We start from the raw sequence: 25,941 nt of genomic DNA, 5'->3' as shown, positions 1-25,941 counted from the left end.
GTCCGGGGGCCGGCCCTCTGGTGCGCCATGACGACCTCCGACACGATCCTGTCGCGCCTGATGGCGCTGCACCCCAAGGTCATCGACCTGTCGCTGGACCGGATGCACCGGCTGCTGGCGGCGCTCGGCCATCCGGAACGCGCCGTCCCGCCGGTCATCCATGTCGCCGGCACGAATGGCAAGGGCAGCACCCAGGCCATGATCCGCGCGGGCCTGGAGGCCGGGGGCGCGCGGGTCCATGCCTATACCTCGCCGCATCTGGCCGAGTTCCGCGAGCGCATCCGCCTGGCCGGCACGCTGATCGAGGACGCGGCCCTGGCCGATCTTCTGGCCGAGGTGGAGGCCGCCAATGACGGCCAGCCCATCACCTTCTTCGAGATCACCACCGCCGCGGCCTTCCTGGCCTTCGCGCGCACGCCCGCGGACTTCACCCTGCTGGAGGTGGGCCTGGGCGGGCGGCTGGACGCGACCAATGTGATCGCGGCGCCCCGGCTGACGGTGATCACCCCGGTCTCGATCGACCATCAGCAGTATCTGGGCGACACTCTGCCGCTGATCGCCGCCGAAAAGGCCGGGATCATCAAGCCCCGCGTGCCGGTCGTGATCGCCGCGCAGGAGGATGACGCGATGCGCGTGATCGAGGCCCGCGCCATGGGCCTCTCGGCCCCGATCTTGGCGCATGGGCAGCACTGGACAGTGGCGGCCGAACCGGGCGGGATGGTGTTTCAGGACGATCACGGACTGTGGGACCTGCCCCGCCCGGTGCTGATGGGCGCGCATCAGGTCCAGAACGCGGGCACCGCGCTGGCCGCGCTGCGCGCCTTGGGCGCGACCGAGGCGCAGGCCCGCGCCGCCGTCACCCGCGCCGAATGGCCCGCCCGCATGCAGCGCCTGCGTCGCGGTCCGCTGGTCGATCTGGCCGGGGGGGCGGAGCTGTGGCTGGACGGCGGGCACAACCCGGCGGGGGGCGAGGCGCTGGCCGCGACGCTGGCCGCCATGTCCGCGCGGCCCACGCATCTGATCTGCGGGATGCTGAACACCAAGGACATCGCGGGCTATCTGCGCCCGCTGGCGCGCGAGGCCGCCAGCCTGACCGCCATCGACATCCCCGGAGAGCCGAACACCCTGCCCGCCCGCGCCACCGCCGAGGCCGCGCGCGGCGTGGGCCTGCCCGCCACCGAGGCCGCGGATGCCGCCCAGGCCGTCGCGGCCATCACCGCGCGCGATCCGGGCGCGCGCATCCTGATCTGCGGCTCGCTGTACCTGGCCGGGCGCGTCCTGCGCGAGAACGGCTGACGCCCGCGCCGGGGCGTCAGGACCTCAGGCCCAGTCCCAGGGCGTCGTGAACTGACCCAGACGGGCCTGGACCTGCGCCTCGTCCTCCGTGCCCTCGCGCGACAGGCGGGCGACCAGGCCGCGCTTCTTGTCCTCGCGCACGTCCAGCACGCGGGTACCCGTCCCCTCCAGCGCGGCGTCATAGACGCGGGTGATCGCCAGCTTGCGCAGGTCGGGCTTGAAGATCTTGCCGACCGCGGTCTTGGGCAGCTCGGGCAGGATCTCGATATGCTTGGGGATGGCCGCGCGTTCGTGGATGTGGTCGCGCGCATGCGAGACCAGCTCGTCCACGGTGACGCTCGCCCCGCCGACCAGCTCCACATAGACGCAGGGCAGCTCTCCGGCAAAGCTGTCGGGCTGGCCGATGGCGCCGGCAAAGGCCACGGCCGGATGGGACAGCATCCCCTCCTCGATCTCGGCGGGGTCGATGTTGTGGCCGCCGCGGATGATCAGGTCCTTGGCGCGGCCGGTGATCCACAGATAGCCGTCCGCGTCGATGCGCCCCAGATCGCCCGTGCGCAGATAGATGTCGTCGGCGAACAGCTTATGGTTCTTGTCCACCTCGGTATAGGTCGAGCCGGGAAAGACGCCCGGATTGGCCACGCAGATCTCTCCGACCACGTCGGTCGGGCATTCGTGCACGCGCCCGGAATCGTCATGGTTCAGGATGCGCACATGCGTGTAGGGCAGCGGGATGCCCACCGATCCGACCTTCTTCAGCCCGTCCACCGGGTTGCAGCTGACCAGGCAGGTCGCCTCGGTCAGGCCGTAGCCTTCGGCGATCTCGACCCCCGTCGCGGCCTTGAAGCGGTTGTAGAGCTCGATCGGCAGCGGCGCCGAACCCGAGATCGCGGTCTTCAGGCTGCTGACATCGGCATTCACCGGACGCTGCATCAGGGCCGCGATGGCGGTCGGCACGGTGATCAGGAAGGTCGCCTGCCAGCGTTCGATCAGCTTCCAGAAATTGTCGAAGACCCCGTCGCCCCGGTATCCGGCGGGCGTGGGCATCACCACATGCGCGCCCGACGCGATGCAGGACATCAGCACCGGATAGGCCGCAAAGACGTGGAACATCGGCAGCGGGCACATCAGCACGTCGGTCTCGTCGAAGAGCAGCGTCCCTCCCAGCCAGCCGTTGTAGATCATGCCGCTGTACTTGTGCTGCGCGACCTTGGGCGTGCCGGTGGTGCCGCCGGTGTGGAAGTAGGCCGCGACCCGGTCCTGCCGCGGGTCGTCGAACTCAAGGCCTGTGTGCTTCCTTGCGCTGGTCGCGGCCTCGAAATCCAGGACCTTGGCCTTGTGCGTCACCTTCACCTTGGGTCGGATCAGCGGCACGATGAAGCGCTTCAGCCCGCGCAGGTGCCGGTTCAGGTCGATCTCGATCACATGGGTGACGCCGGGGGCCTGGGCCACGGCCTCGGCCGCCTTCTGCGCCACGTCGGTCTTGGGGAAGGCCTTCAGCGTCACCAGCACCTTGGCCCGGGTCTCGCGCAGGATGCCGGCGATCTGGGTCGCGTCCAGCAGCGGGTTGATGGGGTTCACGATGCCCGCGGTCGCGCCCGCAAGCAAGACGACCGGGGTCTCGATCGTGTTGGGCAGCAGATAGGCCACCGTGTCGGTCGGCCCCACGCCCAGGCTGCGGAACAGGTTGGCGGTCTCGGTCACCCGCTCCAGAAGCTCCTGCCAAGTCAGGGTGACGGAGGGGTCCTTGGGGCCGGACAGCAGCTGGAACGACAGGGCCGGGCGCTGCGGGAACCGGGCGGCGGTGCGCGACAGGAATTCGTGGATGGTCACCGGCAGGTCGCGCGCGTCATAGGCGCTTTCGTCCTCGACGCGGTTGCGGTCGTCATAGCTGCTGAACTTGCCCATCGGTTCCCCCATGCATTCCGGCACCGCACGGATGCGGCCCCTCCCTGCGGGGCAGGATGGGACGATATGGCCGAACGGGGCAAGTGCCTGGCGGCGCAGGCTGCGCGAAAACGCCGCGTCAACCCAAGGTCGGACGCGGCGTCACATGGCGGGGGCTCAGGCGGCGGGGATGCGCAGGACCTGACCGGGATAGATCTTGTCGGGGTCGCTCAGCATCGGGCGGTTCGCCTCGAAGATCGCGTTGTAGCGGTTCGCGTCGCCCAGATGTGCCTTGGCGATGGCCGACAGGGTCTCGCCCTTCTTGACCGTGTGGAAGACCGGCTCGGGGGCGTCCGCGGGCAGGTCGGCCTCGACCTTGGCGATGCCCTCGATGTTGCCGACGGCCAGGATCAGCTTCTCCAGCGTCTCGCGGTCGGCGCCCTTCGATTCGACGACCACCGTGTCGCCGCGCAGGCGCAGATGAACGTCGTCGCCGTCCAGGTTCAGCGCGCGCAGCTCGGCCTTCAGCGCGGCGACCTTGCGCTGCGTGTCGGCGTCATGGGCCGGAGCTGCGGCGGGTGCGGGTGCGGGTGCTGCGGCGGGCGTGGCGGCCTCGGCCTTGCCGAAGACCGATTTCCCGGCGTCCTTGACGAAATCCCAGATGGGCATGGCGGCTGTCCTCCTGCTGCTGTGCATCCGAACGATGCAGGGATCGGCAGGGTTCCGCCCGCCCTGCGACCGATCGGCGTCGGAGGCGTCAACCTCTTGTTCACACTTGTCTGGTAGACCATTCCCCATCGGACTGACGACGACCAGGAACGCACCGATGCCTCACCGACCCGGCCCCTTGGCCGCCCTTCTGCTGGCCTGCGCCGCCGGCGCCTGCGCCCCCGCCACCCAACGCCCGACGGGCACCGACCCCTACGCGGTCCAGGTGGGCCAGCCGGGCGAGGCGACCTGCCTCGCCACCGCCGCGGCCCACAACGCCCAGGCCGCCGCCGCCACCAACCGCGCCCGTGCCCGCGCGGGCCTGCCGCCGGTCCAGCCCGACCCGCACCTGGCCCGCGTCGCGGCGCGTCATTCCTGCGACATGGCGCTTCGCGGACGCATGACCCATCTGGGCAGCACCACGACGGGGCCGATGATGCGGCTGCGCGAATCGGGCTATGCACCCACCATCTCGGCCGAGAACATCGCGGCCGGCCCCTTCTCGCTGCCCCGCGTGCTGGACGAATGGGCGGCCTCTCCGGGGCATCTGGACAACATCCTGCTGCCGCAGGTACGCGATTTCGGCGTGGGGCGGGCCGTGGCCGAGGATGGCCGGACGGTCTACTGGACCGCCGTCTATGCCGCGCCGCGCCCCTGACGCCCGCCGGCCTGAACCATTGCGTTCACGCGAGGAACCGGCCTAGGCTGGCCGCTCCACACGAACCCGGGGAGGGGCCGCCATGCGTCCTGCACTGTCCTGCGCCGCGCTTCTGGCGCTGATCCTGACCACCGGGGGGGCGCTGGCCGCCCCCGCCTGCACGGCGCCCCCCATGCCCGACAGCCAGGCCATGGCCGATGCGGTGAACCGGCTGCGCGCGCAGGCGGGGGCACCCGCCCTCCAGGCCCATCCGGCGCTGGCCCGGGCCGCCGCCGATCAGGCCTGCGCCATGGCGGGGCGCGGCCGCCTCAGCCATGCCGGCGGGGGCGGCGTCAAGGCGCGGACCCGCGCGGCGGGCTATGGCGCGTCCGCCATCGCGGCCGAGAACATCGCCGCCGGTCAGCCCGATGCCGGGGCGGCGCTGTCCAGCTGGGCGGCATCGGGCGGGCACCGGGCGAACCTGCTGAACCCGCGGCTCAGACATCTGGGCATCGGGCGTGCGGTGGCCGCAGACGGGCGCACGCCCTTCTGGTCGCTGGTCCTGGCCGCCCCGCGCTGACGCTCAGACCGCCTCGGCGGGAAGCCGCGGCCCGTCGGTGAACTGCATCCGCGCCAGGCGCGCATAGAGCCCGTCCTGCGCGACTAGCTGATCGTGGCTGCCTTGGGCTGCGATGCGGCCCTGATCCAGCACCACGATGCGGTCGGCCTGCTTCACCGTCGCCAGGCGGTGGGCCACGACGATGGTGGTGCGCCCCTGGGCCAGCCGTCCGACGGCGGCCTGCACCAGCGCCTCGGATTCGGCGTCCAGCGCGCTGGTGGCCTCGTCCAGCAGCAGGATCGGCGCGTCGCGCAGCATGGCGCGCGCGATGGCGATGCGCTGGCGCTGGCCGCCCGACAGCATGACGCCCCGTTCGCCCAGGGCGGTGTCATAGCCCTGCGGCAGGGCCGCGATGAAGTCATGCGCATGGGCGGCGCGGGCGGCGGCCTGGACCTCGGCGTCGCTGGCCTCGGGACGCCCGAGGCGGATGTTCTCGGCGGCGGATGCGGCAAAGATCACCGGGTCCTGCGGCACCAGCGCGATGCGGCTGCGCAGATCGACCCGCGCCAGATCGCGCAGATCGACGCCGTCCAGCGTCACCCGCCCCGCCTGCGGGTCCCAGAAGCGCTGGATCAGCTGGATCACGGTGGTCTTGCCCGCGCCGGACGGGCCGACCAGGGCCACGGTCTCTCCGGGGCGGATGGTCAGGTCGATGCCGTCCAGCGCCGCGATGTCGGGGCGCGAGGGAAAGTTGAAGCGCAGCCCGCTCAGCGCGATCTCGCCGCGCAGCGGGCTGGGCAGGGACGCGGGGCGGGCCGGATCGGTCAGGGTGTCCTCGGCCGACAGCAGCTCGGCCAGACGCTCGGTCGCGCCGGCGGCGCGCTGCAGCTCTCCCCAGATCTCGGACAGGGCGCCCGCGCCGCCCGCAACCAGGATCGCATAGATCACGAACTGCACCAGCTGGCCCGCGGTCATCACCCCCGCCTGCACGTCGCGCGCGCCGACCCACAGCACGCCGATGACGCCCGCGAAGATCAGGAAGATCACGATGGCGGTCATCACCGCCCGCGTGCCGATGCGCGTCCGCGCCACTTGGTAGGACTGTTCGGTGACCGCATCGAAGCGGTCGATGCTGCGCGCCTCGGCGGTATAGGCCTGCACGGTCTGCGCGGCCAGCAGCGTCTCGGACGCGGTGCCGGACGACGCCGCGATCCAGTCCTGGTTCTGGCGCGACAGCACGCGCAGGCGGCGGCCCAGCACGATGATCGGGATCAGGATGGCGGGCACGATCAGCAGGACCAGCCCCATCAGCTTCAGCGAGGTCAGCGCCAGCATCGCCAGCCCGCCCGCCAGCACCAGCAGGTTGCGCAGCGCGATGGACAGCGACGATCCCACGACCGACTGGATCAGCGTGGTGTCGGTGGTGATGCGCGACAGGATCTCTCCGGTCATGACCCGTTCGAAGAAGGCGGGCGACAGGGTGATGACGCGGGCATAGACCGCCTTGCGGATGTCGGCCACGACCCGCTCGCCCAGACGCGTCACGAAGAAGTAGCGCGCCGCCGTCCCCAGGGCCAGCAGCGCCACGATCATGAGCGCCGCGCCGAAGTAGCGGTCCAGAAGGCCCGCGCCGTCGTCGAAGTTGTCGACGACCCGGCGCGCGGCCAGAGGCAGGATCAGGCTGATCGCGGAGGTCACCACCAGCGCCACCAGCGCCAGCACCATCTGCCCGCGATAGGGCCGCATGAAGGGCCACAATGCGCCCAGCGCTCCGACCCGGCGGCTGGTCGGCCGGTCTTCCACAAGTCTTGCGCCGCGTGCCATGCCCGTCCGCCTGTCCCAGTTGCCGCCCCCGGTCTAAGGGGCCGCCGCCGCAAGGACAAGCGCGCGGCCTGTCACAGCACGATCCGTCCCTGCCGCAGCGCGTCCTCCAGCAGGTCGACGGCCTGCGCCAGCCGCCCGTCGATCAGCTCCAGATAGCGCGTCCAGTCGTCCATGCCGCCCAGATCGGCCGCACCGTCGGATATGCCGCGCAGCCCGATCAGCGGCAGGCCGAAATGCTGGGCCACGCGCAGATGCGCGAAGGTCTCCATGTCGACCATGTCCTCGGCGATGGCGCCATAGGCCGCGCCGCTGACGATGTCGCCGCCGGTGGACAGGCTGGCCACGGGCAGGCCCGGAATGCGGTGCGGCAGGTCGATCACCCGCGGCAGGTCCAGAAGCGGCGTGCACCCGCGCTCGAACCCCAGGGCGCTGGCATCCATGTCGCGCCAGGCGACGGCGCCCACCTGATAGACCTGCGTCTGCGCCAGCCGCGCCGACCCGGCCGACCCCAGGGACACGATCAGCCGCGGGCGGGCGGTCATCTGGGCCAGGGCGGCGGTCAGCTGGACTGCGGCCTCGATCGGGCCGATCCCGGTCATCAGGGGGGAGATGCGCGCGCGCAGGGCGGGGCCGTATTCGGGCTGGGCGGCCATCACGAACAGGACGGGCAGGCCGGCGATCAGGTCGGTCATGGGCACCTCGGGGCGGGGGTAACGGTCCTGCCGGGGTCGCATGCGCGCCGGGCCGCGGTCAAGCGGGGGCCTTGCGGGTCCGGTCCGGGTCGTGGCAGGGGTGCGGAAACGGACAACACAGGCGGGACGGGCATGGGCCGGGTCAGCGATCTCTATCGGCAGCGCATCGCGGCGGGCGTGCTGCGCCCGGACCCCGCGCAGGCGGCGATCCTGCCGCTCATGGACCGCGTGCTGGAGGAGATGGAGGCCGCCCCGGCCGCAGCGCCCCGCCGGTCGGCCTGGCGGGCGTTCCTGGGCGTGGGCAGCCCCGAGGTGGCCGTGCCGGTGCGCGGCCTTTACCTGTGGGGCGGGGTCGGGCGTGGCAAGTCGATGCTGATGGACCTGATGGCCGAGGCCGCAGGCCCCATCCCCTGCCGCCGCGTGCATTTCCACGAGTTCATGCAGGAGATCCAGGCCGGGCTGAACGCCGCCCGCAGCCGCGGCGAGCAGGACACCGTCCGCCCCGTGGCCGAGGCCGTCGCCCGCGAGACCCGCCTGCTGTGCTTCGACGAGATGCAGATCACCGACATCGCCGATGCGATGATCGTCGGGCGGCTGTTCCAGGTGCTGTTCGACCAGGGCGTGACGGTGGTCACCACCTCGAACCGGGTGCCCGAGGACCTCTACAAGCACGGGCTGAACCGGCAGCTGTTCCTGCCCTTCATTGCGCTGATCCGCGAGCGGATGGAGGTCGTCTGCCTGGACAGCACGACCGACTATCGCCAGAACCGCCATGGCGGGCCGGTCTGGTTCGCGCCCGCCGATGCGGCGGCGCGGGCGGCGCTGGACGCGGCGTGGCGGGACCTGACCGGCGGCGCGGACCCCGCGCCCCTGGTCCTGCCGGTGCAGGGCCGCGCGGTGACGCTGCCCGCCCATGTCGGGCGCGCGGCGCGCTCCAGCTTCTGGGACCTGTGCGGCAAGCCCCTGGGCCCGGCCGACTACCTGGCGGTCGCCAAGGCGGTGGACGTGCTGCTGATCGACGGGGTGCCGCGGCTCTCGGCCTCGAACTACAACGAGGCCAAGCGGTTCGTGACGCTGATCGACGCCCTCTATGAGGCGCGGGTGCGGCTGATCGCCAGCGCCGCGGATGAGCCGGAACAGCTCTACAACGAGGGCGAGGGCAGCTTCGAGTTCGAACGCACCGCCTCGCGCCTGCGCGAGATGCAGGATGCCGATTGGGGGCGGCGCGACTAGGGCCGCGCCCGGTCAGACGCCCATGGTGCGGCGGCCCCGCGCCACCAGGTCGCGCAGCTCCTGCGCCGTGACGGCACCGAACACGGCCTCGTCGCCGCAGATGAAGGTCGGCGTGCCCATCAGCCCCATGTGATCGGCCAGCAGGAAGCTGGTCGAGATGTGCCGCTCCACCGGGTCGCTGGCCATGCCCTCGCGCAGCGCGTCCTCGTCCAGGCCCAGATCGCGCACGGTGCGCATCACGGTCGCCTCCTCGGCGCGGCCGCGCATCGACAGAAGCGCCGCGTGCAGCCGCCAGTAGTTCCCGCCGGGCAGCGCCGCCAGCGACACCCGCGCGGCGAAATCCGACCCCGCACCGAAGACCGGCCATTCGCGATAGACCACCCGCAGCGCCGGATCGGACCGCACCAGGTCCGAGATCAGCGGCAGCATCGTGCGGCAATGCGGACAGTTGTAGTCGAAGAACTCGGTCAGGGTGATGTCGCCCTGCGGATTGCCCAGCACCGGCGCGGTCGGGTCGCGCTCCAGCGCGGCGCGCAGCTCCTCGGGCATGGGGTTGGCGCGGTCCTGCGCCAGCACGGGCAGCGCGGGCAGCAGCGACAGGGCGGCGGCCTGGGCCAGAAGGTCGCGGCGGTTGGGCATGGCTTGTCCTTTCGGCGGCGGCAGGGTCTGATGATCCGGCGTAACCCGAAGGCCCAGTGATGCGTAAGCCGCGACAGGACCCCGCCCCGGTCACGATGCCGTCAGACCCCGTCTGCCCGCTTTGCCTGCGGCCGATCCCGCCCGACGTGCCGCAAAGCCGCCATCACCTGATCCCCAAGCTGAAGGGCGGCAAGGGCGGCCCGACCGTCCTTCTGCACCACATCTGCCACAAGACCATCCACAAGACCCTGCGCGAGGCGGAACTGGCGCGCCATTTCAACACGGTCGAGGCGCTGCGCGCCCATCCCGACCTGGCCCGGTTCTGGGCCTGGGTCGCCCGCCGCCCGCCGGGATTTCTGGGCCGCGCGCGCTGAGGCGGATTGGCTGTTTGCGCCAGGGCGATTCGGGCGCATCCTTGTCCCACCGCCCCATCGGAGATCTGCCATGCGCCTGTCCCTTCTCGCCCTGCTGTCGGTCCTGGCCGCGCCCGCGGCCCTGGCCCAGACCCGGCCCGCCCCCGAACCCGAACCCGCCCCCCAGGCCGAACCCGCCCCCCAGGCCGAGACGCCCCCGATGCCGCAGATGCCCGCCGGGACCGGCGGATCGCGCTGCGGCGCGGGGCGTCCGGTCCTGTCCTGAGGCCGAACCCCGGGCCCGGCCCGGCAAGAGGCGCCGTGCAGAAAACCCGCGCGCGCCAGCCGCCCCGCGGCCCCGGTCGGCGCGGCTTGTGAACGATGGGGTTCGCCCCGTGCCCGCCGCGCGGGGGGTGGCGGGCGTGCCGCTCACGGACGCTCACGATCCTGTGGTTGCATCCGGGTCACGCCGCGCGCGGCGGCGCGGGGCGCGGCCCTGTCGTCCGGGCGTCTTCGGGTCTAGGTCCGCAGGCCTGAGACCAATCGGAGAAGACCCATGAAATTTGCATCCACCGCCATCGCCGCCGTCCTGTTCGCCGGCGCCGCCCATGCCGGCGGCATCGTCGCACCGGTCGTCGACGCCGCGCCGGTGGCCGTCGTCGCCCCCGTCGTCGCCCCCGTGTCCGACTGGTCGGGCTTCTATGCCGGTCTGCAGTACGGCCAGGGCGATGCTGAAGTGTCCTTCGAGGGCGACTCGGTCTCCGAGGACTTCGACGCCTACGGCCTGTTCGGCGGCTACAACCGCGACTTCGGCAAGTTCGTCCTGGGCGGCGAACTGGACTACAACCGCGTCGATTTCGACAATGGCGGCGACGCCGACCTGGCCCGCCTGCGCGGCCGTGCCGGCTATGACCTGGGCCGCTTCATGCCCTACGTCACGCTCGGCGCCGCGTACCTGGACGGCGACGATTTCTCCGAGACCGGCCTGACCTACGGCATCGGCGCCGACTTCAAGGTGACCGAGCGCTTCCTGGTCGGTGCGGAATACACCCGTCAGGACTTCAGCGACGTGGACGGCCAGGACGGCCTGGACCTGGACGCCGACATGGTGCAGCTGCGCGCCACCATGCGCTTCTGATCCCTGCCGGATCACCGACCGCACGGAAAGGGCGGCCCCTCGGGGCCGCCCTTTTCAGATCGGCACGACGCCGTCCAGCAGTCCGGTCTTGTAATCCGCATAGGTCTGGCCTGTGCCCTGAACCAGCCAATCGGTGCGGCCGTTGCGGCTGGTGCCGAACAGCAAGGCCGCCGCGGCGCTCGGGCTTCCGACCGCCAGATCCTGAACCAGGCGAAACCTGCCTCCCGGCGCGCTAACGGCCCGACCGGATTCAAGGGCCTGCTCGCGCAGCACCCGCAGCGTCTCGCGCAGCGATGGCGCGGTGTTCAGGTCTCCGGTCGCACCCGCCAGGATCACGAACTCACCCTCCGTCTCCACGGCGACCGCGTGGATACCCTTTGCGGCATGGGTCAGCACGAAACTCGGGCGCCCTGTCGAGGGCAGGGAAGCCTGGTCATCGGTACCCTGTCCGTCGGCGGACAGGGTCGTCGTCGAGGTCTCCGGAATGACGGTCCTCGGATGCGGTCGCCGCAGCTGGTCGACACCGATCACCGGCAGCACAAGGCGGATTTGATCGAGAAAGGTTTCCATGTCGGCCACATCGGCCTCCGGCAGGCGCTCGAACCCCGGATCCGTCCGGTTCAAGACGACGCTCTTGCGGGCATCCTTGAGCAGGCTGATGAGCCGCGATCAAGATATCGGACATGGGCCTTGGTCAGGGTCATGTCCGTGCTGGTGATCGCCACGGCACGATCCCAGCAACCATTCTTATTGTCGCGGGCCGCTCGCTTTCCGCCAGGGATCGGATCACCGGATGGACGCCCGTCGTGAGCATCTCGGGACGGCGCAGCCCATCCTCCAGCCGGATTCGGGGCATCGCCGGAAGATGCCCCGTCCAGGCGACGGTCGCCGCCGTCCGAATGACGTTCGGCCAGGACGGGCCTGACCGAACGCCCCTTGCTCATCAGCGGGTGAACTTCTTGTACTTCACCCGCTTCGGCTCCACCGAATCCGGGCCCAGACGGCGGATCTTGTCCTCCTCATAGGCCTGGAAGTTGCCCTCGAACCATTCGACATGGGCGTCGCCCTCGAAGGCCAGGATATGCGTGCACAGCCGGTCCAGGAAGAAGCGGTCGTGGCTGATGATCACCGCGCAGCCCGCGAAATCCTCCAGCGCCGCCTCCAGCGCCTGCAGCGTCTCGACGTCCAGGTCGTTGGTCGGTTCGTCCAGCAGCAGCACGTTGCCGCCCGACTTCAGCAGCTTGGCCATGTGGACGCGGTTGCGTTCGCCGCCCGACAGCTGGCCGACCTTCTTCTGCTGGTCGCCGCCCTTGAAGTTGAAGGCGCTGCAATAGGCGCGGCTGTTCATCGACGCATCGCCCAGCACGATCTGCTCGGCGCCGCCGCTGATCTCCTCCCAGACCGTCTTGCCGGGGTCCAGCGCGTCGCGCGACTGGTCCACATAGGACAGCTGCACCGTGTCGCCCAGGGTGATCGAGCCCTCGTCGGGCTGCTCGTTGCCCGTCAGCATGCGGAACAGCGTGGACTTGCCCGCGCCGTTCGGGCCGATCACGCCGACGATGCCGCCGGGCGGCAGGGCAAAGTCCAGCCCCTCGATCAGCAGCTTGTCGCCCATGGCCTTCTTCAGGCCCTCGACCTCGATCACCTTGCCGCCCAGACGCTCGCCGTTGGGGATGATGATCTGCGCGCGGGCCAGCTTGTCGCGCTCGGACTGGCTGGCCAGCTCGTTGTAGGCGTTGATGCGGGCCTTGGACTTGGCCTGGCGCGCCTTGGCGCCGGCGCGGATCCATTCAAGCTCGCGCTCCAGCACCTTCTGCTTGGACTTGTCCTCGCGGGCCTCCTGCTCCAGCCGCTTGGCCTTCTGCTCCAGCCAGGCCGAATAGTTGCCCTCGTAGGGGATGCCGCGGCCGCGATCCAGCTCCAGGATCCAGCTGGTGATATCGTCCAGGAAATAGCGGTCGTGGGTCACGGTCAGGATCGTGCCCTTGTACTCGATCAGGTGCTTCTGCAGCCAGGCGATGGTCTCGGCGTCCAGGTGGTTGGTCGGTTCGTCCAGGAGCAGCATGTCCGGCGCCTCGAGCAGCAGCTTGCACAGCGCGACGCGGCGCTTCTCGCCGCCCGACAGGGTGGTCACGTCCGCATCGTCGGGCGGGCAGCGCAGGGCCTCCATCGCCACGTCGATCTGGCTGTCCAGATCCCACAGGTTCTCGGCGTCGATCTGGTCCTGCAGGGCGGCCATCTCGTCGGCGGTCTCGTCCGAGTAGTTCATGGCCAGCTCGTTGTAGCGGTCCAGGATCGCCTTCTTGGCGGCCACGCCCAGCATCACGTTGCCGCGCACGTCCAGCGATCCGTCCAGCTGCGGCTCCTGCGGCAGATAGCCGACGGTCGCGCCCTTGGCGGCCCAGGCCTCGCCGGTGAAGTCCTTGTCCCAGCCCGCCATCACGCGCAGCAGGGTGGACTTGCCGGCGCCGTTCACGCCCACGACGCCGATCTTGACGCCGGGCAGGAAGTTCAGGCGGATGTTCTCGAACACCTTCTTGCCGCCGGGATAGGTCTTGGACACGCCGTCCATGTGATAGACGAACTGATAGGCCGCCATGGGGAATTCTCCTGCGAATGCTTTGCCCCCATGTAGGCGAAAGCGCGCCCGGAAGAAAGGGAGGCGCTCGGCTCAGCGCAGTTCGGCGACGAATTCCGGTCCCAGGTGGTCGCGGAGGAAATCGACCTGCGGGGCCAGACGGTCCTCCAGCGCGGCGATGGCCTCGGGCGGGGGCATCAGGCCGGGGGCGTTGGCAAAGACCTTCCGGTCCAGATCGGTGTAGAAGCCCGGCCCGATGCCCAGATGGGCCTCGACCGCATCCATGACGGCGTGGGGACGCGCCGCGATGCGCCCGAAGGGCAGGACCAGCATGTCGGGATAATGCGCCTGCCAGCGCGGCAGGTAGCGGGCATAGTCGCCGCGCTCGTCCAGGACCGGGTTCGCCACCTCGGCCAGCCAGTCGGCGGTGCTGGCGGGGGCGCGCTTCTCGCGGCGCAGGTTCATGCGCAGCTGCGACACGGCGCGGTCCACGGGATGGCGGATCAGGTAGATCACCCGCGCCTTGGGCAGCAGCGCCCGGACCGCGGCCACGCCCACCTCGGGCAGGGCGGAGTATTCAGGGGTGAAGTCCATCGGCGTTGCATGGGTCGGCGCGGGGGCGAAGACGCGCTTGTACCACTGGTTGTGGAACATCTTGCCCGATGTCACCGCATCCAGATAGGCGTCCAGCGCGGGCTCCATCGGCACCTGCCGCATCCGGTGCCGCTCGCGGATCTCCTGGGGCTTGTTGCGATAGTGCCAGGCGATCCAGCGGCGGTGTTCGGGGATGTGCAGGTGGTTGAAGTACTGGACCTCCTTGAAGGGCGGGATCCAGACCTGCGGATGCTGGCCCAGCATCTGCGCCAGCCAGCTGGTCCCGGCCTTCTGCGCGCCGATGCACAGTGCGCCGGGCTTGCGCGGCTGTCCCTCGGGGTCGAAGGCCGGGCTGATGGCCAGCGTGGTCACCAGCCGCGCCAGCGCGTCCTCAGTCGTCGCGTCGTCCCCAGAGGTCATACTCGCCCGCCTCATCCACCGTCACGGTCAGCATATCGCCGGGCTTCAGCCCGTCAAACCCCTGATCGATGAACAGGTTGCCGTCGATCTCGGGGGCGTCGGCCATGGTCCGGCAGGTGGCGCCGCCCTCGTCGACCTCGTCCACGATCACATGCTGGCGGGTGCCGACCTTGGCCTCCAGCTTGGCGGCGCTGATGGCCTGGGCCTTCTCCATGAAGCGGTCATAGCGGTCCTGCTTGACCTCGGGCGCGACATGGTCGGGCAGGTCGTTGGCGCGCGCGCCCTTGACGTTCTCGTACTGGAAGGCGCCGACGCGATCCAGCTGCGCCTCGTCCAGCCAGTCCAGCAGGGTCTGGAACTCGGCCTCGGTCTCTCCGGGATAGCCCACGATGAAGGTCGAGCGCAGGGTGATCTCCGGGCAGACCGCGCGCCAGGCGGCGATCTCGTCCAGCGTCTTCGCCGCCGCCGCCGGGCGCGCCATGCGGCGCAGGACGTCCGGGTGGGCGTGCTGGAACGGGATGTCCAGATAGGGCAGCACCAGGCCCTCCGCCATCAGCGGGATCAGGTCGCGCACATGCGGATAGGGATAGACATAATGCAGCCGCACCCAGGCCCCGAGGCTGCCCAGATCGCGCGCCAGGTCGGTGATGTGCGCGCGATGCCCCCGGTCGGTCGCGTGCTTCAGGTCCAGCCCATAGGCGCTGGTGTCCTGGCTGATCACCAGCAGCTCCCTGACCCCGGCCTCGACCAGACGCTCGGCCTCGCGGATCACGGCATGGGCCGGACGGCTGACCAGACGCCCGCGCATGTCGGGGATGATGCAGAACTTGCACTTGTGATTGCAGCCTTCCGAGATCTTCAGATAGCTGTAATGGCGCGGCGTCAGGCTGACGCCTGAGGCAGGCAGCAGGTCGATGAACGGATCGGGCCGGGGCGGCACGGCGGCATGGACCGCGTCCAGCACCTGTTCGTACTGATGCGGCCCGGTCACGGCCAGGACCTTGGGATGCGCGCCGGTGATGTAGTCGGGCTCGGCCCCCAGGCAGCCGGTCACGATCACGCGGCCGTTCTCGCGCAGCGCCTCGCCGATGGCGTCCAGGCTCTCGGCCTTGGCGCTGTCCAGGAAACCGCAGGTGTTCACCACCACCGCGTCCGCACCGTGATAGTCGGCGCTGATCGCATAGCCTTCGGCCCTGAGGCGGGTCAGGATGCGTTCGCTGTCCACCAGCGCCTTGGGACATCCCAGGGACACCATGCCGATGGTCGGCTGACCGTCGCGGCGGTCATCCGGGACGCGCGCACGCGCAAGGTCGGGGCGAAGTTCGGGCGGGTTCTGCTGCATCCGCCGCAGATAAGCGATTCGCGGCCCTGGGGGAAGCCCGATCCGCGCGGTTTCAGCGGCGGCCCATCAGGCGGCGCAGGATCTTGAACAGGGCGAACAGCTTGAACAGTCGGGCCATGGGGTCTCCTTCGGGTATGGCATGGGCCGCGGGTCCTGCGGCCGGGACAGGGGAACGCAGCCGGCGCCTGCGGGTTTCGCCCGCATGGCGGAACGGACCGGCGTCGCCGGAACGTGATTTCCGTTCCGCGCCATCCTTGCCGAAGGTAGCCCCATGAGACGCATCCGCCTTGCCCTGATCCTGACCGCCGCCCTGGCCGCTGCCGCCGCCCCCGCCACCGCGCAGGAGGGCATCCGCCGCGCGGGCCAGTTCATCGACGTCTGGAACAACCGCGGCGGCAACGTGCTGCAGATGGTCCAGACCCGGCAGGAGTTGGCCTCGTCGGGGCGGACGGTGCGCATCCGCGGATACTGCCGGTCGGCCTGCACGATCCTGACGACCATGCCCAATGCCTGCCTGGGGCCGGGCGCGCGGATCGGGTTTCACGCGCCCCGCATCCAGGGCACACAGATCATCCCGCCCTATGTCGACCAGATCATGGGCAACTTCTATCGCGGCGGCATCCGCGACCGGTGGTTCGGCGGCTGGAACCGGTCGATGGAGATGCAGGTGATCACCGCCCGCGACTATGTCCGCATGGACCCGCAGGCGCGCATCTGCGACAGCCTGACCCGGCCGCGCCGCTAGTCGCGCAGGCGCCAGCCGGTGGCGAAGATCCAGCGGATCACCGCCAGGCAGATCACGACCATGATCGCGACCGCCACCAGCGACACGCCCACCGGCACGTCGGCCAGCCCGAAGAACGACCAGCGAAACCCCGAGATCAGGTAGAGGACCGGGTTCAGCTTGGCCACGCCCTCCCAGAAGGGCGGCAGCATGCTGGCCGAGTAGAAGGCCCCGCCCAGGAAGACCAGCGGCATGATGACCATCATCGGCACGATCTGCAGCTGCTCGAACGACTTGGCCCAGAGCCCGATGATGAAGCCAAGAAGGCTGAAGCCGATCGAGGACAGGATCAGGAAGCCGATCATCCAGAACGGATGCAGGATGTGGACGCCGACGAAGGCGAAGCTGGTCAGCAGGATGACCAGGGCGATCAGGATGGCCTTGGCGGCGGCGGCGCCGACGAAGCCCATCGTCACCTCGATCCAGCCGACGGGAGAGACCAGATATTCGAAGATCGTCCCGCTGAACTTGGGGAAGTAGATGCCGAAGCTTGCGTTGCTGACGGCCTGCTGCAGCACGGTCAGCATCATCAGGCCGGGCACGATGAAGGCGCCGTACTCGACCCCCTCGACCGACTGGATGCGCCCGCCGATGGCCGCGCCGAAGACCACGAAATAGAGGATGGTGGACAGGACCGGCGATGCCAGCGACTGCCAGATGGTGCGGAAGAAGCGCATCATCTCGTGGTGGAAGATGGCCCAGACGCCATGCCAATTGATGCTCATGCCGCGTCCTCGGAAACCAGGGAAAGAAAGACGTCCTCCAGGCTGGACTGCCGGGTGGACACGTCGCGCACGGTGATGCCCTGGGCGGCCAGATCGCCCAGAAGACGCGCGATGCCGGTGCGTTCGGCCCGCGTGTCATAGTCGAAGGCCAGCCGGCGGCCGTCCTCCGACAGGGTCAGGCCCCGGCCCTCCAGGGCCGCGGGAATGGCGGCCAGGGGCTGGTCCAGGTCGATGGACAGGGTCTTGCGGCCGAACTCGCCCATCAGCTCCGACGTGGGCTTGACCAGCAGCAGGCGGCCCTTGGCGATCACGCCAATGCGGTCGGCCATCTCCTCGGCCTCCTCCAGGTAATGGGTGGTCAGGATGATGGTCACCCCCTCGCGGCGCAGATCGGCCACGACCTCCCACATCTCGCGGCGCAGGGCCACGTCGACGCCCGCGGTGGGTTCGTCCAGGAACAGCACCTTGGGCTGGTGCGACAGCGCCTTGGCGATCAGCACGCGGCGCTTCATGCCGCCCGACAGCTCGCGCGTGGCGGCATGGCGTTTGTCCCACAGCGACAGCGACCGCAGGATGCGCTCGATGTAAGCCTCGTCCGGGGGCATGCCGTAGAGGCCGCGGGTGAAGCGGACGCAGTTGATGACCTTCTCGAAGGGCTCCAGCGCGATCTCCTGCGGCACCAGGCCGATCAGCTTGCGCGCGGCGCGCCAGTCGGTGCGGATGTCGTGTCCGCCCACGCGGACCGTGCCGCCGGTGGGCGTCACCAGCCCGCAGATGATCGAGATCAGCGTGGTCTTGCCCGCGCCGTTGGGGCCCAGAAGGGCGATGATCTCGCCCTCGTCGATGGACAGGCTGACGTCGTTCAGCGCCTTGGTCCCGCTGTCATAGGCCTTGGACAGATGGTCGATTTCGATGATCGCGGCCATGCGCCTCTCCTGAATGTTGGATGCAGGGGGCGTGAGGCGGGGCCGCACGCGTCCGATCCTGCCAGATAGGCACGGCCCGCGCCCTTTGCCACCCCCGAGCGCGAAATCGCGGGGCAGATGCGGGCGCGCGCCCCCATCGAAGGGTCCCGCGCCCGCCGGGGCCTTGCGGCCCCGATCACCCCTCCCGCCGGCCGATGCTCATGTGCCGCTTGCCGGCGAAGCCCGGACGGCGCTGGACCGCAAAGCCGGCCGCCTGAAGCGCCCGGCGCACGTGGCCCGCGGCGGTATAGGTGGCAAAGCTGCCGCCCGGCGCGGTGTGGCGGCCGACCTCGGCCATCAGGCCCGCGTCCCACATCTCGGGGTTCTTGGCCGGAGAGAAGCCGTCCAGGAACCACGCATCCGCCATCCCGTCCCATGCGGGCAGGCACCGGCGCACGTCGCCCGTCACCACGCTCAGCGTGACCTGTCCCACCCGGATCTCGGCCGCGCCCCAGCCCACGCGCAGCTGACGCGCCAGATCGGCCAGCTCGGGGAAGGCCGCATGGGCCTGCTCCAGCTGCGCCTCGGTCATCGGATAGGCCTCGAAGCTGGTCATGCGCACGGGCACGGTGGCCACCTGCGCCAGGGCCAGGGCGTTCAGCCCGGTGCCGAAGCCGGTCTCGGCCACGTGAAAGCCGGGGCGCAGCCGCGCGGGCAGGTCGTTGCCCGCCAGAAAGACGTGGCGCGTCTCCTCCAGCCCGCCGGCCAGGCTGAAATAGGGGTCGTCGAACCGGCGCGACACGGGCACGCCGCCGGGGCGCCAGTCCAGCGCAGGCTCGTCATTCGGGGGGGGATCGGGTAGGACGCTCATCGGATCGGTTGTCGGGAAAGGACGCGGCTTTGGCAAGGGTCATCCATGTGGCGGGGGCGGGCATCTTCGGCCTGTCCGCGGCCTGGGCGCTGGTGCGGCGCGGCGCGGCGGTGCGCGTCTTCGAGGCCCGCCACATCGGCGCGGGGTCGTCGGGCGGGCATGTCGGCGCGCTGGCCCCGCACGCGCCCGACGGCTGGAACCCCAAGAAGCAGCTGCAGCTGGACAGCCTCCTCTCCGCCCCCGCCTTCTGGGCCGAGGTCGAGGCGGCCTCCGGCCTCTCCAGCGGCTACGGTCGCACCGGGCGGCTGCAGCCCGTCACGGACCCGGCCGCCCCGCAGGCCCGCATCGACGGCGCCGCGCGGCATTGGCCGCGGGACCTGGGAATGACCTTGACGCACGACCCCCGGGCCGCGTTGATCCCCGACAGCCCCACGGGCCACTGGCTGCTGGACGGGCTGACGGCGCGGCTGAACCCCCGCGCGGCCCTCGCGGCGCTGGCCGGCGCCCTGCGCGCCGCCGGGGTCGAGATTCTGGAGGGCACCCCCGCCCCCGAGGATCACGCGCCCACGATCTGGGCCACCGGCACGCCGGGCCTCATGGCGCTGAACGCGGCGCTGGACCGCAGGATCGGCCAGGGGGTCAAGGGTCAGTCGCTGCTGCTGTCCCACGCCGCCCCGGACAGCCCGCAGGTCTTCGCCGACGGGCTGCACATCGTGCCCCACGCGGACGGCACCACGGCCATCGGCTCGACCTCGGAAAACACCTGGGACCACCCCGATCCCGACCATCAGGCCCAGAACCTGCTGGCCCGCGCCGTCGCGATCTGCCCCGCGCTGGCCGACGCGCCGGTCCTCGACATCTGGGCGGGCCTGCGCCCCCGCGCCCGCTCGCGCGCGCCGGTCCTGGCACCCTGGCCCGGCCGCCCCGGCCACCTGATCGCCAATGGCGGCTTCAAGATCGGCTTCGGCATGGCCCCCCTGATCGCCGACCTCGCGGCGAAGATCCTGCTCGACGACCACACCGACATCCCCGACCTCTTCGCCCTCCCCTGACCCCTTCTTCTTCACGAAAATATCCCGGGGGGAGTCCGCAGGACGGGGGGCAGCGCCCCCCACCCCGCTTGCCACCCCCGCGCCCTCCGCGCACACTCGCCGAAACCTTCCGGAGCCCGCCATGACCCGCCTCGACCACGCCTTCACCGCCATCGACGCCGCCAATGCGCAGGACCCGAACCTGGACGGAGACGCCCCGGCGAACCTCCTCTATGGCCAGCGCATGACGGCCGAACAGCAGCGCCTGTTCCCCGATGCCGATGACGTGCTGCGCATCGCCTGCCGTGGCCAGCATGTCGAACGCTGGCTGCTGCCGCGGGCCGACTATCCGATGAACCGCCCCGGCTATCTGGCCTGGCGCCAGGAACAGGGCCGCCGTCACGCCGACCGCATCGCGGGCATCATGGCCGATGCGGGCTACGGCACCGATGACATCGACCGTGCGCGGAAGATGCTGACCAAACAGGGCCTCAAGCGCGACCCCCAGGTGCAGGCGCTGGAGGATGTGATCTGCTTCACCTTCATCCGCTGGTATCTGGGCGATTTCATGGCCGAACAGCCCGACCACAAGATCCCCCGCATCATCGAGAAGACCGCCCGCAAGATGTCGGCCGAGGCCCGCGCCCGCGCCCTGGCCGAATTCCCCATGCCCGAGGCGTTGGCCCAGTATTTCCACGATGCCGACCAGCCGCAGACCCTGTCGCGCGTGGTCATCGTCTCGCATGGCCAGCCCGGCGACCCCGCACCCCAGCAGGCCGCCATCGAGGCGCTGGCCGCCCAGGTCGCAGCCCACGCCCCGGGCGTCGAGGTCCTGGGCGCGACGCTCGCCGACCCCGAGGCCCTGCCCCGCACCTGCCGCAGCGACTGCATCATCTACCCGATGTTCATGGCCGAGGGCTGGTTCACCGGGATCGAGCTGCCCCGCCGCCTGACGCAGGCCGGCGCGCCGGGCGCGCATATCATGCGCCCCTTCGGCACCGATCCCGGCCTCGACGCGCTGGTCATCGAAAAGGCGCGCCAGGCGGCCGACGCCCAAGGCTGGGCGCTGTCCGACACGACGCTGCTGCTGTCGGCGCACGGATCGCAGCGCGGGCAGGCCAGCCATGACATCACCATGGCGCTGGCCGCCCGCATCGCGCCGCATTTCGCCCGCGTGGTCGCGGGCTTCGTCGAACAGGAGCCCTTCATCGCCGACGCCGCCCGCGACCTCGATCGCGCCATCAGCCTGCCGCTCTTCGCGCTGCGCGCCGAGCACGTTCTGGACGACCTGCCGCAGGCGCTGGATCAGGCGGGCTTCACCGGCCCGCGTCTGGACCCGGTGGGCCTGGCCCCCGAAGTGCCCGCGATGATCGCAGCCTCCATCGCCAGAGAAGTTTCAAGCTTGAAATGATTTCGGACCCGTGCCAGCCTGCAGCGCAGGAGGTGGCACGGGATGAAGATTCTCTGTCTGGGCGGCGGGCCTGCGGGCCTTTACTTCGCGATCTCGATGAAGCTGCGCGATCCGTCGCATGACGTGACCGTGCTGGAGCGCAACGGCGCGGGCGACACCTTCGGATGGGGCGTGGTGCTGTCCGACGACGCCCTGTCGCGGCTGCAGAAGAACGACCCAGCTTCGGCCCAGGCGATCCGCGACCACTTCATCTACTGGGACGACATCGCGGTCATCCGCGACGGCCACCGGCAGGTGTCGGGCGGGCACGGATTCGCAGGGATCGGGCGACGTCAGCTGCTGATCCTGCTGCAGGAGCGGGCGCGGGAACTGGGTGTGGACCTGCAGTTCCGGACCGAGTTCCAGACCGCCGAACAGTATCGCCGCGACTATGACCTGGTCGTCGCCTGCGACGGGCTGAACAGCAAGGTCCGGGCCGAATATGCCGACGTGTTCCGCCCCGACATCGACATGCGCCGCTGCAAGTTCGTCTGGCTGGGCACGAAACAGAAATTCGACGACGCCTTCACCTTCATCTTCGAAAAGACGCCGCAGGGCTGGCTCTGGGCGCATGTCTATTCCTTCGATGCCGACACCGCGACCTTCATCGTGGAATGTTCGCAAGAGACTTGGGACGCGATGGGCTTCGAGGGCATGTCCAAGGAGCAGATCGTCGAGACCTGCCGCGCGGTCTTCGCGGACCATCTGGGCGGGCACGACCTGATGTCGAACGCGGCGCATCTGCGCGGCTCGGCCGTCTGGATGAACTTTCCCCGCGTCATCTGCGACCGCTGGTATCATGAGAACGTGGTGCTGATGGGCGATGCGGCGGCGACGGGGCATTTCTCGATCGGGTCCGGCACGCGGCTGGCCTTGGACAGCGCCATCGCCCTGGCCGATTACCTGCATTCGGAACCCGACCTGCCCCGCGCCTTCGAACGCTATCAGGAGGAACGCCGGGTCGAGGTGCTGCGCCTGCAATCGGCGGCCCGCAACAGCCTGGAATGGTTCGAGGAGGTCGAGCGTTACCTGGACCTGGACCCGATCCAGTTCACCTATTCCCTGCTGACCCGCAGCCAGCGCATCGGGCATGAGAACCTGCGCCTGCGCGACCCCGATTGGGTGCGCGAGGCCGAGGACTGGTTCCAACGGCAGGCCGGCGGCCAGCCGGGCCGCGCGCCGATCTTCGCCCCCTTCCGCCTGCGCGACATGGCGCTGAAGAACCGCATCGTCGTCTCGCCCATGGCGCAGTACAAGGCGCGCGAAGGCTGCCCGACCGACTGGCATCTGGTCCATTACGGCGAACGCGCCAAGGGCGGCGCGGGTCTGGTCTTCACCGAGATGACCTGTGTCAGCCCCGAGGGCCGCATCACGCCGGGCTGTCCCGGCCTCTACGCGCCCGAGCATCAGGCGGCCTGGCGGCGGATCACCGATTTCGTCCATGCCGAGACGGATGCGAAAATCTGCTGCCAGATCGGCCATTCGGGCCGCAAGGGCTCCACCCGCATCGGATGGGAGGGGATGGACCGGCCGCTGGCGGAGGGCAACTGGCCGATCATGGCGGCCTCCGCCCTGCCCTGGTCCGACGGCAATGCCGTCCCGCAGGAGATGACCCGCGCCGACATGGAGGCGGTGACCGCGCAATTCGTGGCCGCCACCCGCATGGCCGATGCGGCGGGCTTCGACATGATCGAGCTGCATGCGGCGCATGGCTATCTGCTGTCGGGCTTCCTGTCGCCGGTGTCGAACCGGCGCACGGATGATTATGGCGGCAGCCTGGAGAACCGCCTGCGCTGGCCGCTGGAGGTGTTCACCGCCATGCGCGCGGTCTGGCCCGAGGACCGGCCCATGTCGGTACGCATCTCGGCCACGGACTGGACCGAGCATGGCGTGACGCCCGACGAATCGGTCTCCATCGCGCGGGCCTTTCACGCGGCGGGGGCGGATATCATCGATGTGTCCGCGGGGCAGACGACGCCCGAGGCGCGGCCCGTCTATGGGCGGATGTTCCAGACGCCGTTTTCCGACCGCATCCGCAACCAGGCGGGGCTGGCCACGATGGCGGTGGGCAACATCTCCGATGCCGATCAGGCCAACGGCATCCTGATGGCCGGGCGCGCCGATCTGGTGGCCATCGGGCGGCCGCATCTGGCCGATCCATATTGGACGCTGCATGCGGCGACGGCCCTTGGCGACGGGGCGGACTGGCCCCTGCCCTATCACGCGGGCCGCGATCAGGCGCGCCGCCTGGCCGCAAAGCAGGCCGAGGAGATCCGCGCATGACCCGCGTCCTGATCACCGGCGGCGGCAGCGGCACGGGGGCCGACATGGCCCGCGCCTTTGCCGCCCAGGGCCATGAGGTCGTAATCACCGGCCGTGATGCCGCGCGGCTTGAGGCGGTGGCGGGCGGCCTGATCCGCGCCGTGCCGGGCGATGTCAGCGACCAGGATCAGGTCCGCCGCATCTTCGACGACGCCGGCCCCTGCCAGGTGGTCATCGCCAATGCCGGCATCGCCGAGGCCGCGCCCTTTGCCCGCACCACGCTGGACCAGTTCAGCCGCATCATGGCGGTCAACCTGACGGGGGTCTTCCTGACCTTTCGGCAGGCGCTGTCGCAGATGGGACCGGGCGGGCGGCTGATCGCGGTGTCCTCGGCCGCGGGGCTACGGGGGGCGGCCTATGCCTCGGCCTATGCGGCCAGCAAGCATGGGGTGATGGGGCTGGTGCGGTCGATCGCGCTGGAGGTGGCGTCGAAGCGGATCACCGCCAATGCCATCTGCCCCAGCTATCTGGACACAGAAATGACCGGACGCACGCTGGACGGGATCATGGCCAAGACCGGGCGCGACCGCGACGCGGCGCTGGCTGCGCTGACCGCGCGCAACCCGCAGGGCCGCCTGATTGCGCCCGCCGAGGTGACCGGCGCGGCGCTGTGGCTGGCCTCGGACGCGGCGGCGGGGGTGAATGGCCAGGCCATCGTCCTGGACGGGGGCGAGAGCGCATGACCGACCTGTCCAAGCGGCGGCTTAAGATCTGGATCCGCCTTCTGGGCGTGACGCGGGGTGCCGAGAACCACCTGCGCGACTATCTGCGCCGCGCGCATGGCACGACGCTGCCCCGCTTCGACGTGATGGCAGCGCTGTGGCGCAAACGGGAGGGCGTGACCATGTCCGAGCTGTCGCGCCTGCTGCTGGTGTCGAACGGCAATGCCACGGCGGTCGTCGACCGACTGGAGGCCGACGGCATGGTCCGCCGCGAGGCCGAGAACGGCGACCGACGCCGCATTCGCGTGCGCCTGACGCCCGAAGGCCTGGAGGCGTTCGAGATCATGGCCCTGGGCCATGAGGCCGAGGTTGACGCGATCCTGGGCCGACTGTCCGAAACCGATCTGGAGGCGCTGCGCGACATCCTGTCCCGCGCCGGGAGGCCCGAATGAAACCTGTCCCCATGGCCGATCTGGCGCCCGAGCATTTCCTGTGGGAGGTCACGGACCGCATCGCGGTGATCCGCCTGAACCGCCCCGAACGCAAGAACCCCCTGACCTTCGACAGCTATGCCGAGCTGGGCGCCTGCTTTCGGCAGCTGGCCCATGCGTCGGACGTGGATGTGGTGGTGCTGGCCTCCAATGGCGGTAATTTCTGTTCGGGCGGCGACGTGCACGAGATCATCGGCCCGCTGGTCGGCATGGAGATGCCGCAGCTGCTGGCCTTCACCCGCATGACCGGAGAGCTGGTCCGGGCGATGATCCATTGCGGCAAGCCGGTGATCGCCGCGGTCGAGGGGATCTGCGTCGGCGCGGGCGCGATCATGGCCATGGCCAGCGACCTGCGGCTGGCCGCGCCCTCGGCCAAGGCCGCGTTCCTGTTCACCAAGGTGGGGCTGGCGGGCTGCGACATGGGCGCCTGCGCGATGCTGCCGCGCATCGTGGGACAGGGGCGGGCGGCGGAACTGCTGTATACGGGCCGCCTGCTGCGCGCCGAGGAGGGCGAGCGGTGGGGGTTCTGGAACAGCCTGCATGACGACGTCCTTGCTGCGGCGATGGATCTGGCGCGGGCGATCGCGGCGGGGCCGACTTGGGCGCATGGCATCACCAAGACGCAGCTGTTGCAGGAATGGACCATGGGTCTGGACCAGGCGATCGAGGCCGAGGCGCAGGCCCAGGCCATCTGCATGACCACGCGCGATTTCGAGCGGGCCTATCGGGCCTTCGTCGCCAAGCAGACGCCGGTCTTCGAGGGCAATTGAGGGCGCCGGGGCTCTGCCCCGGACCCCGGG

General features: G+C 70.2%; 26 protein-coding genes. 14 read left to right on the top strand and 12 right to left on the bottom strand.

The features are described 5' to 3' along the window. Positions 1-27 precede the first annotated feature (27 nt). Positions 28-1,296: a bifunctional folylpolyglutamate synthase/dihydrofolate synthase gene (locus AACG61_RS01835; RefSeq protein ID WP_411838321.1), complete on the top strand. Its 1,269-nt coding sequence runs from the start codon at positions 28-30 to the stop codon at positions 1,294-1,296. Positions 1,297-1,320: 24 nt separating this feature from the next. Here AACG61_RS01835 and AACG61_RS01830 read toward each other — a convergent pair whose 3' ends face one another. Then, a complete protein-coding gene (locus AACG61_RS01830) occupies positions 1,321-3,204 on the bottom strand; it encodes an acyl-CoA synthetase (RefSeq protein WP_411838320.1) in 1,884 nt (627 codons plus the stop codon). Positions 3,205-3,360: 156 nt separating this feature from the next. Continuing rightward, positions 3,361-3,852 carry a peptidoglycan-binding protein LysM gene (gene lysM, locus AACG61_RS01825; protein WP_411838319.1) on the bottom strand — a complete coding sequence of 164 codons (492 nt, stop codon included), beginning with the start codon at positions 3,850-3,852 and terminating at the stop codon, positions 3,361-3,363. A 178-nt stretch (positions 3,853-4,030) separates the two neighbouring features. On the opposite strand from lysM, the gene AACG61_RS01820 reads away from it, so the two are divergent. Both AACG61_RS01820 and AACG61_RS01815 read left to right on the top strand, forming a co-directional pair. Then, positions 4,031-4,549 carry a CAP domain-containing protein gene (locus tag AACG61_RS01820; protein WP_411838318.1) on the top strand — a complete coding sequence of 173 codons (519 nt, stop codon included), beginning with the start codon at positions 4,031-4,033 and terminating at the stop codon, positions 4,547-4,549. 82 nt (positions 4,550-4,631) lie between these two features. Then, a complete protein-coding gene (locus AACG61_RS01815; protein ID WP_411838317.1) occupies positions 4,632-5,108 on the top strand; it encodes a CAP domain-containing protein in 477 nt (158 codons plus the stop codon). A gap of 3 nt (positions 5,109-5,111) precedes the next feature. Here the strand turns inward: AACG61_RS01815 and AACG61_RS01810 are convergent, their stop codons facing one another. Beyond that, the gene (locus AACG61_RS01810; protein ID WP_411838316.1) at positions 5,112-6,911 is read right to left on the bottom strand and encodes an ABC transporter transmembrane domain-containing protein; all 1,800 of its coding nucleotides are present in this window, start codon (positions 6,909-6,911) and stop codon (positions 5,112-5,114) included. 71 nt (positions 6,912-6,982) lie between these two features. Further along, positions 6,983-7,603 (bottom strand): 5'-methylthioadenosine/S-adenosylhomocysteine nucleosidase, encoded by a 621-nt coding sequence (locus tag AACG61_RS01805; protein WP_411838315.1) that lies wholly within the window; start codon positions 7,601-7,603, stop codon positions 6,983-6,985. A gap of 132 nt (positions 7,604-7,735) precedes the next feature. On the opposite strand from AACG61_RS01805, the gene zapE reads away from it, so the two are divergent. Then, on the top strand, positions 7,736-8,836 hold the full coding sequence (gene zapE / locus AACG61_RS01800) for a cell division protein ZapE (RefSeq protein ID WP_411838314.1): 1,101 nt from the start codon (positions 7,736-7,738) through the stop codon (positions 8,834-8,836). A 12-nt stretch (positions 8,837-8,848) separates the two neighbouring features. Here the strand turns inward: zapE and AACG61_RS01795 are convergent, their stop codons facing one another. After that, the gene (locus tag AACG61_RS01795; protein ID WP_411838313.1) at positions 8,849-9,475 is read right to left on the bottom strand and encodes a DsbA family protein; all 627 of its coding nucleotides are present in this window, start codon (positions 9,473-9,475) and stop codon (positions 8,849-8,851) included. A gap of 59 nt (positions 9,476-9,534) precedes the next feature. On the opposite strand from AACG61_RS01795, the gene AACG61_RS01790 reads away from it, so the two are divergent. From AACG61_RS01790 to AACG61_RS01780, 3 genes are all read left to right on the top strand, one after another. Further along, positions 9,535-9,849 carry an HNH endonuclease gene (locus tag AACG61_RS01790; RefSeq protein ID WP_411838312.1) on the top strand — a complete coding sequence of 105 codons (315 nt, stop codon included), beginning with the start codon at positions 9,535-9,537 and terminating at the stop codon, positions 9,847-9,849. A 70-nt stretch (positions 9,850-9,919) separates the two neighbouring features. After that, complete coding sequence (locus AACG61_RS01785; RefSeq protein WP_411838311.1) at positions 9,920-10,114, top strand: hypothetical protein; 195 nt, start codon at positions 9,920-9,922, stop codon at positions 10,112-10,114. Positions 10,115-10,384: 270 nt separating this feature from the next. Then, positions 10,385-10,966 carry an outer membrane protein gene (locus AACG61_RS01780; protein ID WP_411838310.1) on the top strand — a complete coding sequence of 194 codons (582 nt, stop codon included), beginning with the start codon at positions 10,385-10,387 and terminating at the stop codon, positions 10,964-10,966. Positions 10,967-11,020: 54 nt separating this feature from the next. Here the strand turns inward: AACG61_RS01780 and AACG61_RS01775 are convergent, their stop codons facing one another. From AACG61_RS01775 to rimO, 4 genes are all read right to left on the bottom strand, one after another. Then, positions 11,021-11,590: a DUF4357 domain-containing protein gene (locus AACG61_RS01775; protein ID WP_411838309.1), complete on the bottom strand. Its 570-nt coding sequence runs from the start codon at positions 11,588-11,590 to the stop codon at positions 11,021-11,023. Between the two features lie 319 nt (positions 11,591-11,909). Next, positions 11,910-13,565: an energy-dependent translational throttle protein EttA gene (gene ettA, locus AACG61_RS01770; RefSeq protein ID WP_411838308.1), complete on the bottom strand. Its 1,656-nt coding sequence runs from the start codon at positions 13,563-13,565 to the stop codon at positions 11,910-11,912. Between the two features lie 72 nt (positions 13,566-13,637). Continuing rightward, positions 13,638-14,558, bottom strand: a complete 921-nt coding sequence (locus AACG61_RS01765; RefSeq protein ID WP_411838307.1) for a sulfotransferase family protein — start codon at positions 14,556-14,558, stop codon at positions 13,638-13,640. Beyond that, entirely contained in the window at positions 14,530-15,900 is a 1,371-nt protein-coding gene (rimO, locus tag AACG61_RS01760; RefSeq protein WP_411838306.1) for a 30S ribosomal protein S12 methylthiotransferase RimO, read from the bottom strand. The genes AACG61_RS01765 and rimO overlap by 29 nt, the downstream gene beginning before the upstream one ends. 271 nt (positions 15,901-16,171) lie before the next feature. Between rimO and AACG61_RS01755 the strand changes: the two genes are divergently transcribed. Next, entirely contained in the window at positions 16,172-16,645 is a 474-nt protein-coding gene (locus AACG61_RS01755) for a hypothetical protein (RefSeq protein WP_411838305.1), read from the top strand. Here the strand turns inward: AACG61_RS01755 and AACG61_RS01750 are convergent. The 3 genes from AACG61_RS01750 to mnmD all read right to left on the bottom strand — a co-directional run bounded on the left by AACG61_RS01750 (position 16,642) and on the right by mnmD (position 19,185). Further along, on the bottom strand, positions 16,642-17,403 hold the full coding sequence (locus tag AACG61_RS01750) for an ABC transporter permease (protein ID WP_411839441.1): 762 nt from the start codon (positions 17,401-17,403) through the stop codon (positions 16,642-16,644). The genes AACG61_RS01755 and AACG61_RS01750 overlap by 4 nt on opposite strands. Before the next feature lie 2 nt (positions 17,404-17,405). Further along, entirely contained in the window at positions 17,406-18,335 is a 930-nt protein-coding gene (locus AACG61_RS01745) for an ABC transporter ATP-binding protein (protein ID WP_411838304.1), read from the bottom strand. 175 nt (positions 18,336-18,510) lie between these two features. Next, on the bottom strand, positions 18,511-19,185 hold the full coding sequence (gene mnmD / locus AACG61_RS01740; protein WP_411838303.1) for a tRNA (5-methylaminomethyl-2-thiouridine)(34)-methyltransferase MnmD: 675 nt from the start codon (positions 19,183-19,185) through the stop codon (positions 18,511-18,513). 29 nt (positions 19,186-19,214) lie between these two features. Here mnmD and AACG61_RS01735 point away from each other — a divergent pair, with 29 nt between their 5' ends. The 6 genes from AACG61_RS01735 (at position 19,215) to AACG61_RS01710 (ending at position 25,911) form a co-directional block, all read left to right on the top strand. Continuing rightward, positions 19,215-20,237 (top strand): NAD(P)/FAD-dependent oxidoreductase, encoded by a 1,023-nt coding sequence (locus tag AACG61_RS01735; protein ID WP_411838302.1) that lies wholly within the window; start codon positions 19,215-19,217, stop codon positions 20,235-20,237. Between the two features lie 121 nt (positions 20,238-20,358). Beyond that, complete coding sequence (locus AACG61_RS01730; protein ID WP_411838301.1) at positions 20,359-21,627, top strand: DUF4202 family protein; 1,269 nt, start codon at positions 20,359-20,361, stop codon at positions 21,625-21,627. Positions 21,628-21,669: 42 nt separating this feature from the next. Next, positions 21,670-23,949 (top strand): bifunctional salicylyl-CoA 5-hydroxylase/oxidoreductase, encoded by a 2,280-nt coding sequence (locus tag AACG61_RS01725; RefSeq protein ID WP_411838300.1) that lies wholly within the window; start codon positions 21,670-21,672, stop codon positions 23,947-23,949. Then, the gene (locus tag AACG61_RS01720; RefSeq protein WP_411838299.1) at positions 23,946-24,671 is read left to right on the top strand and encodes an SDR family NAD(P)-dependent oxidoreductase; all 726 of its coding nucleotides are present in this window, start codon (positions 23,946-23,948) and stop codon (positions 24,669-24,671) included. Before AACG61_RS01725 ends, AACG61_RS01720 begins: the two co-directional genes overlap by 4 nt. Next, complete coding sequence (locus AACG61_RS01715; RefSeq protein WP_411838298.1) at positions 24,668-25,102, top strand: MarR family winged helix-turn-helix transcriptional regulator; 435 nt, start codon at positions 24,668-24,670, stop codon at positions 25,100-25,102. Before AACG61_RS01720 ends, AACG61_RS01715 begins: the two co-directional genes overlap by 4 nt. Further along, positions 25,099-25,911 carry an enoyl-CoA hydratase family protein gene (locus AACG61_RS01710; RefSeq protein WP_411838297.1) on the top strand — a complete coding sequence of 271 codons (813 nt, stop codon included), beginning with the start codon at positions 25,099-25,101 and terminating at the stop codon, positions 25,909-25,911. Before AACG61_RS01715 ends, AACG61_RS01710 begins: the two co-directional genes overlap by 4 nt. Positions 25,912-25,941: the final 30 nt, after the last annotated feature.

Source organism: Paracoccus sp. ME4 (assembly GCF_046736325.1).
In the GTDB taxonomy this organism is placed as follows: Bacteria; Pseudomonadota; Alphaproteobacteria; order Rhodobacterales; family Rhodobacteraceae; genus Paracoccus.
This window is presented reverse-complemented; position numbering and strand designations above follow the sequence as displayed.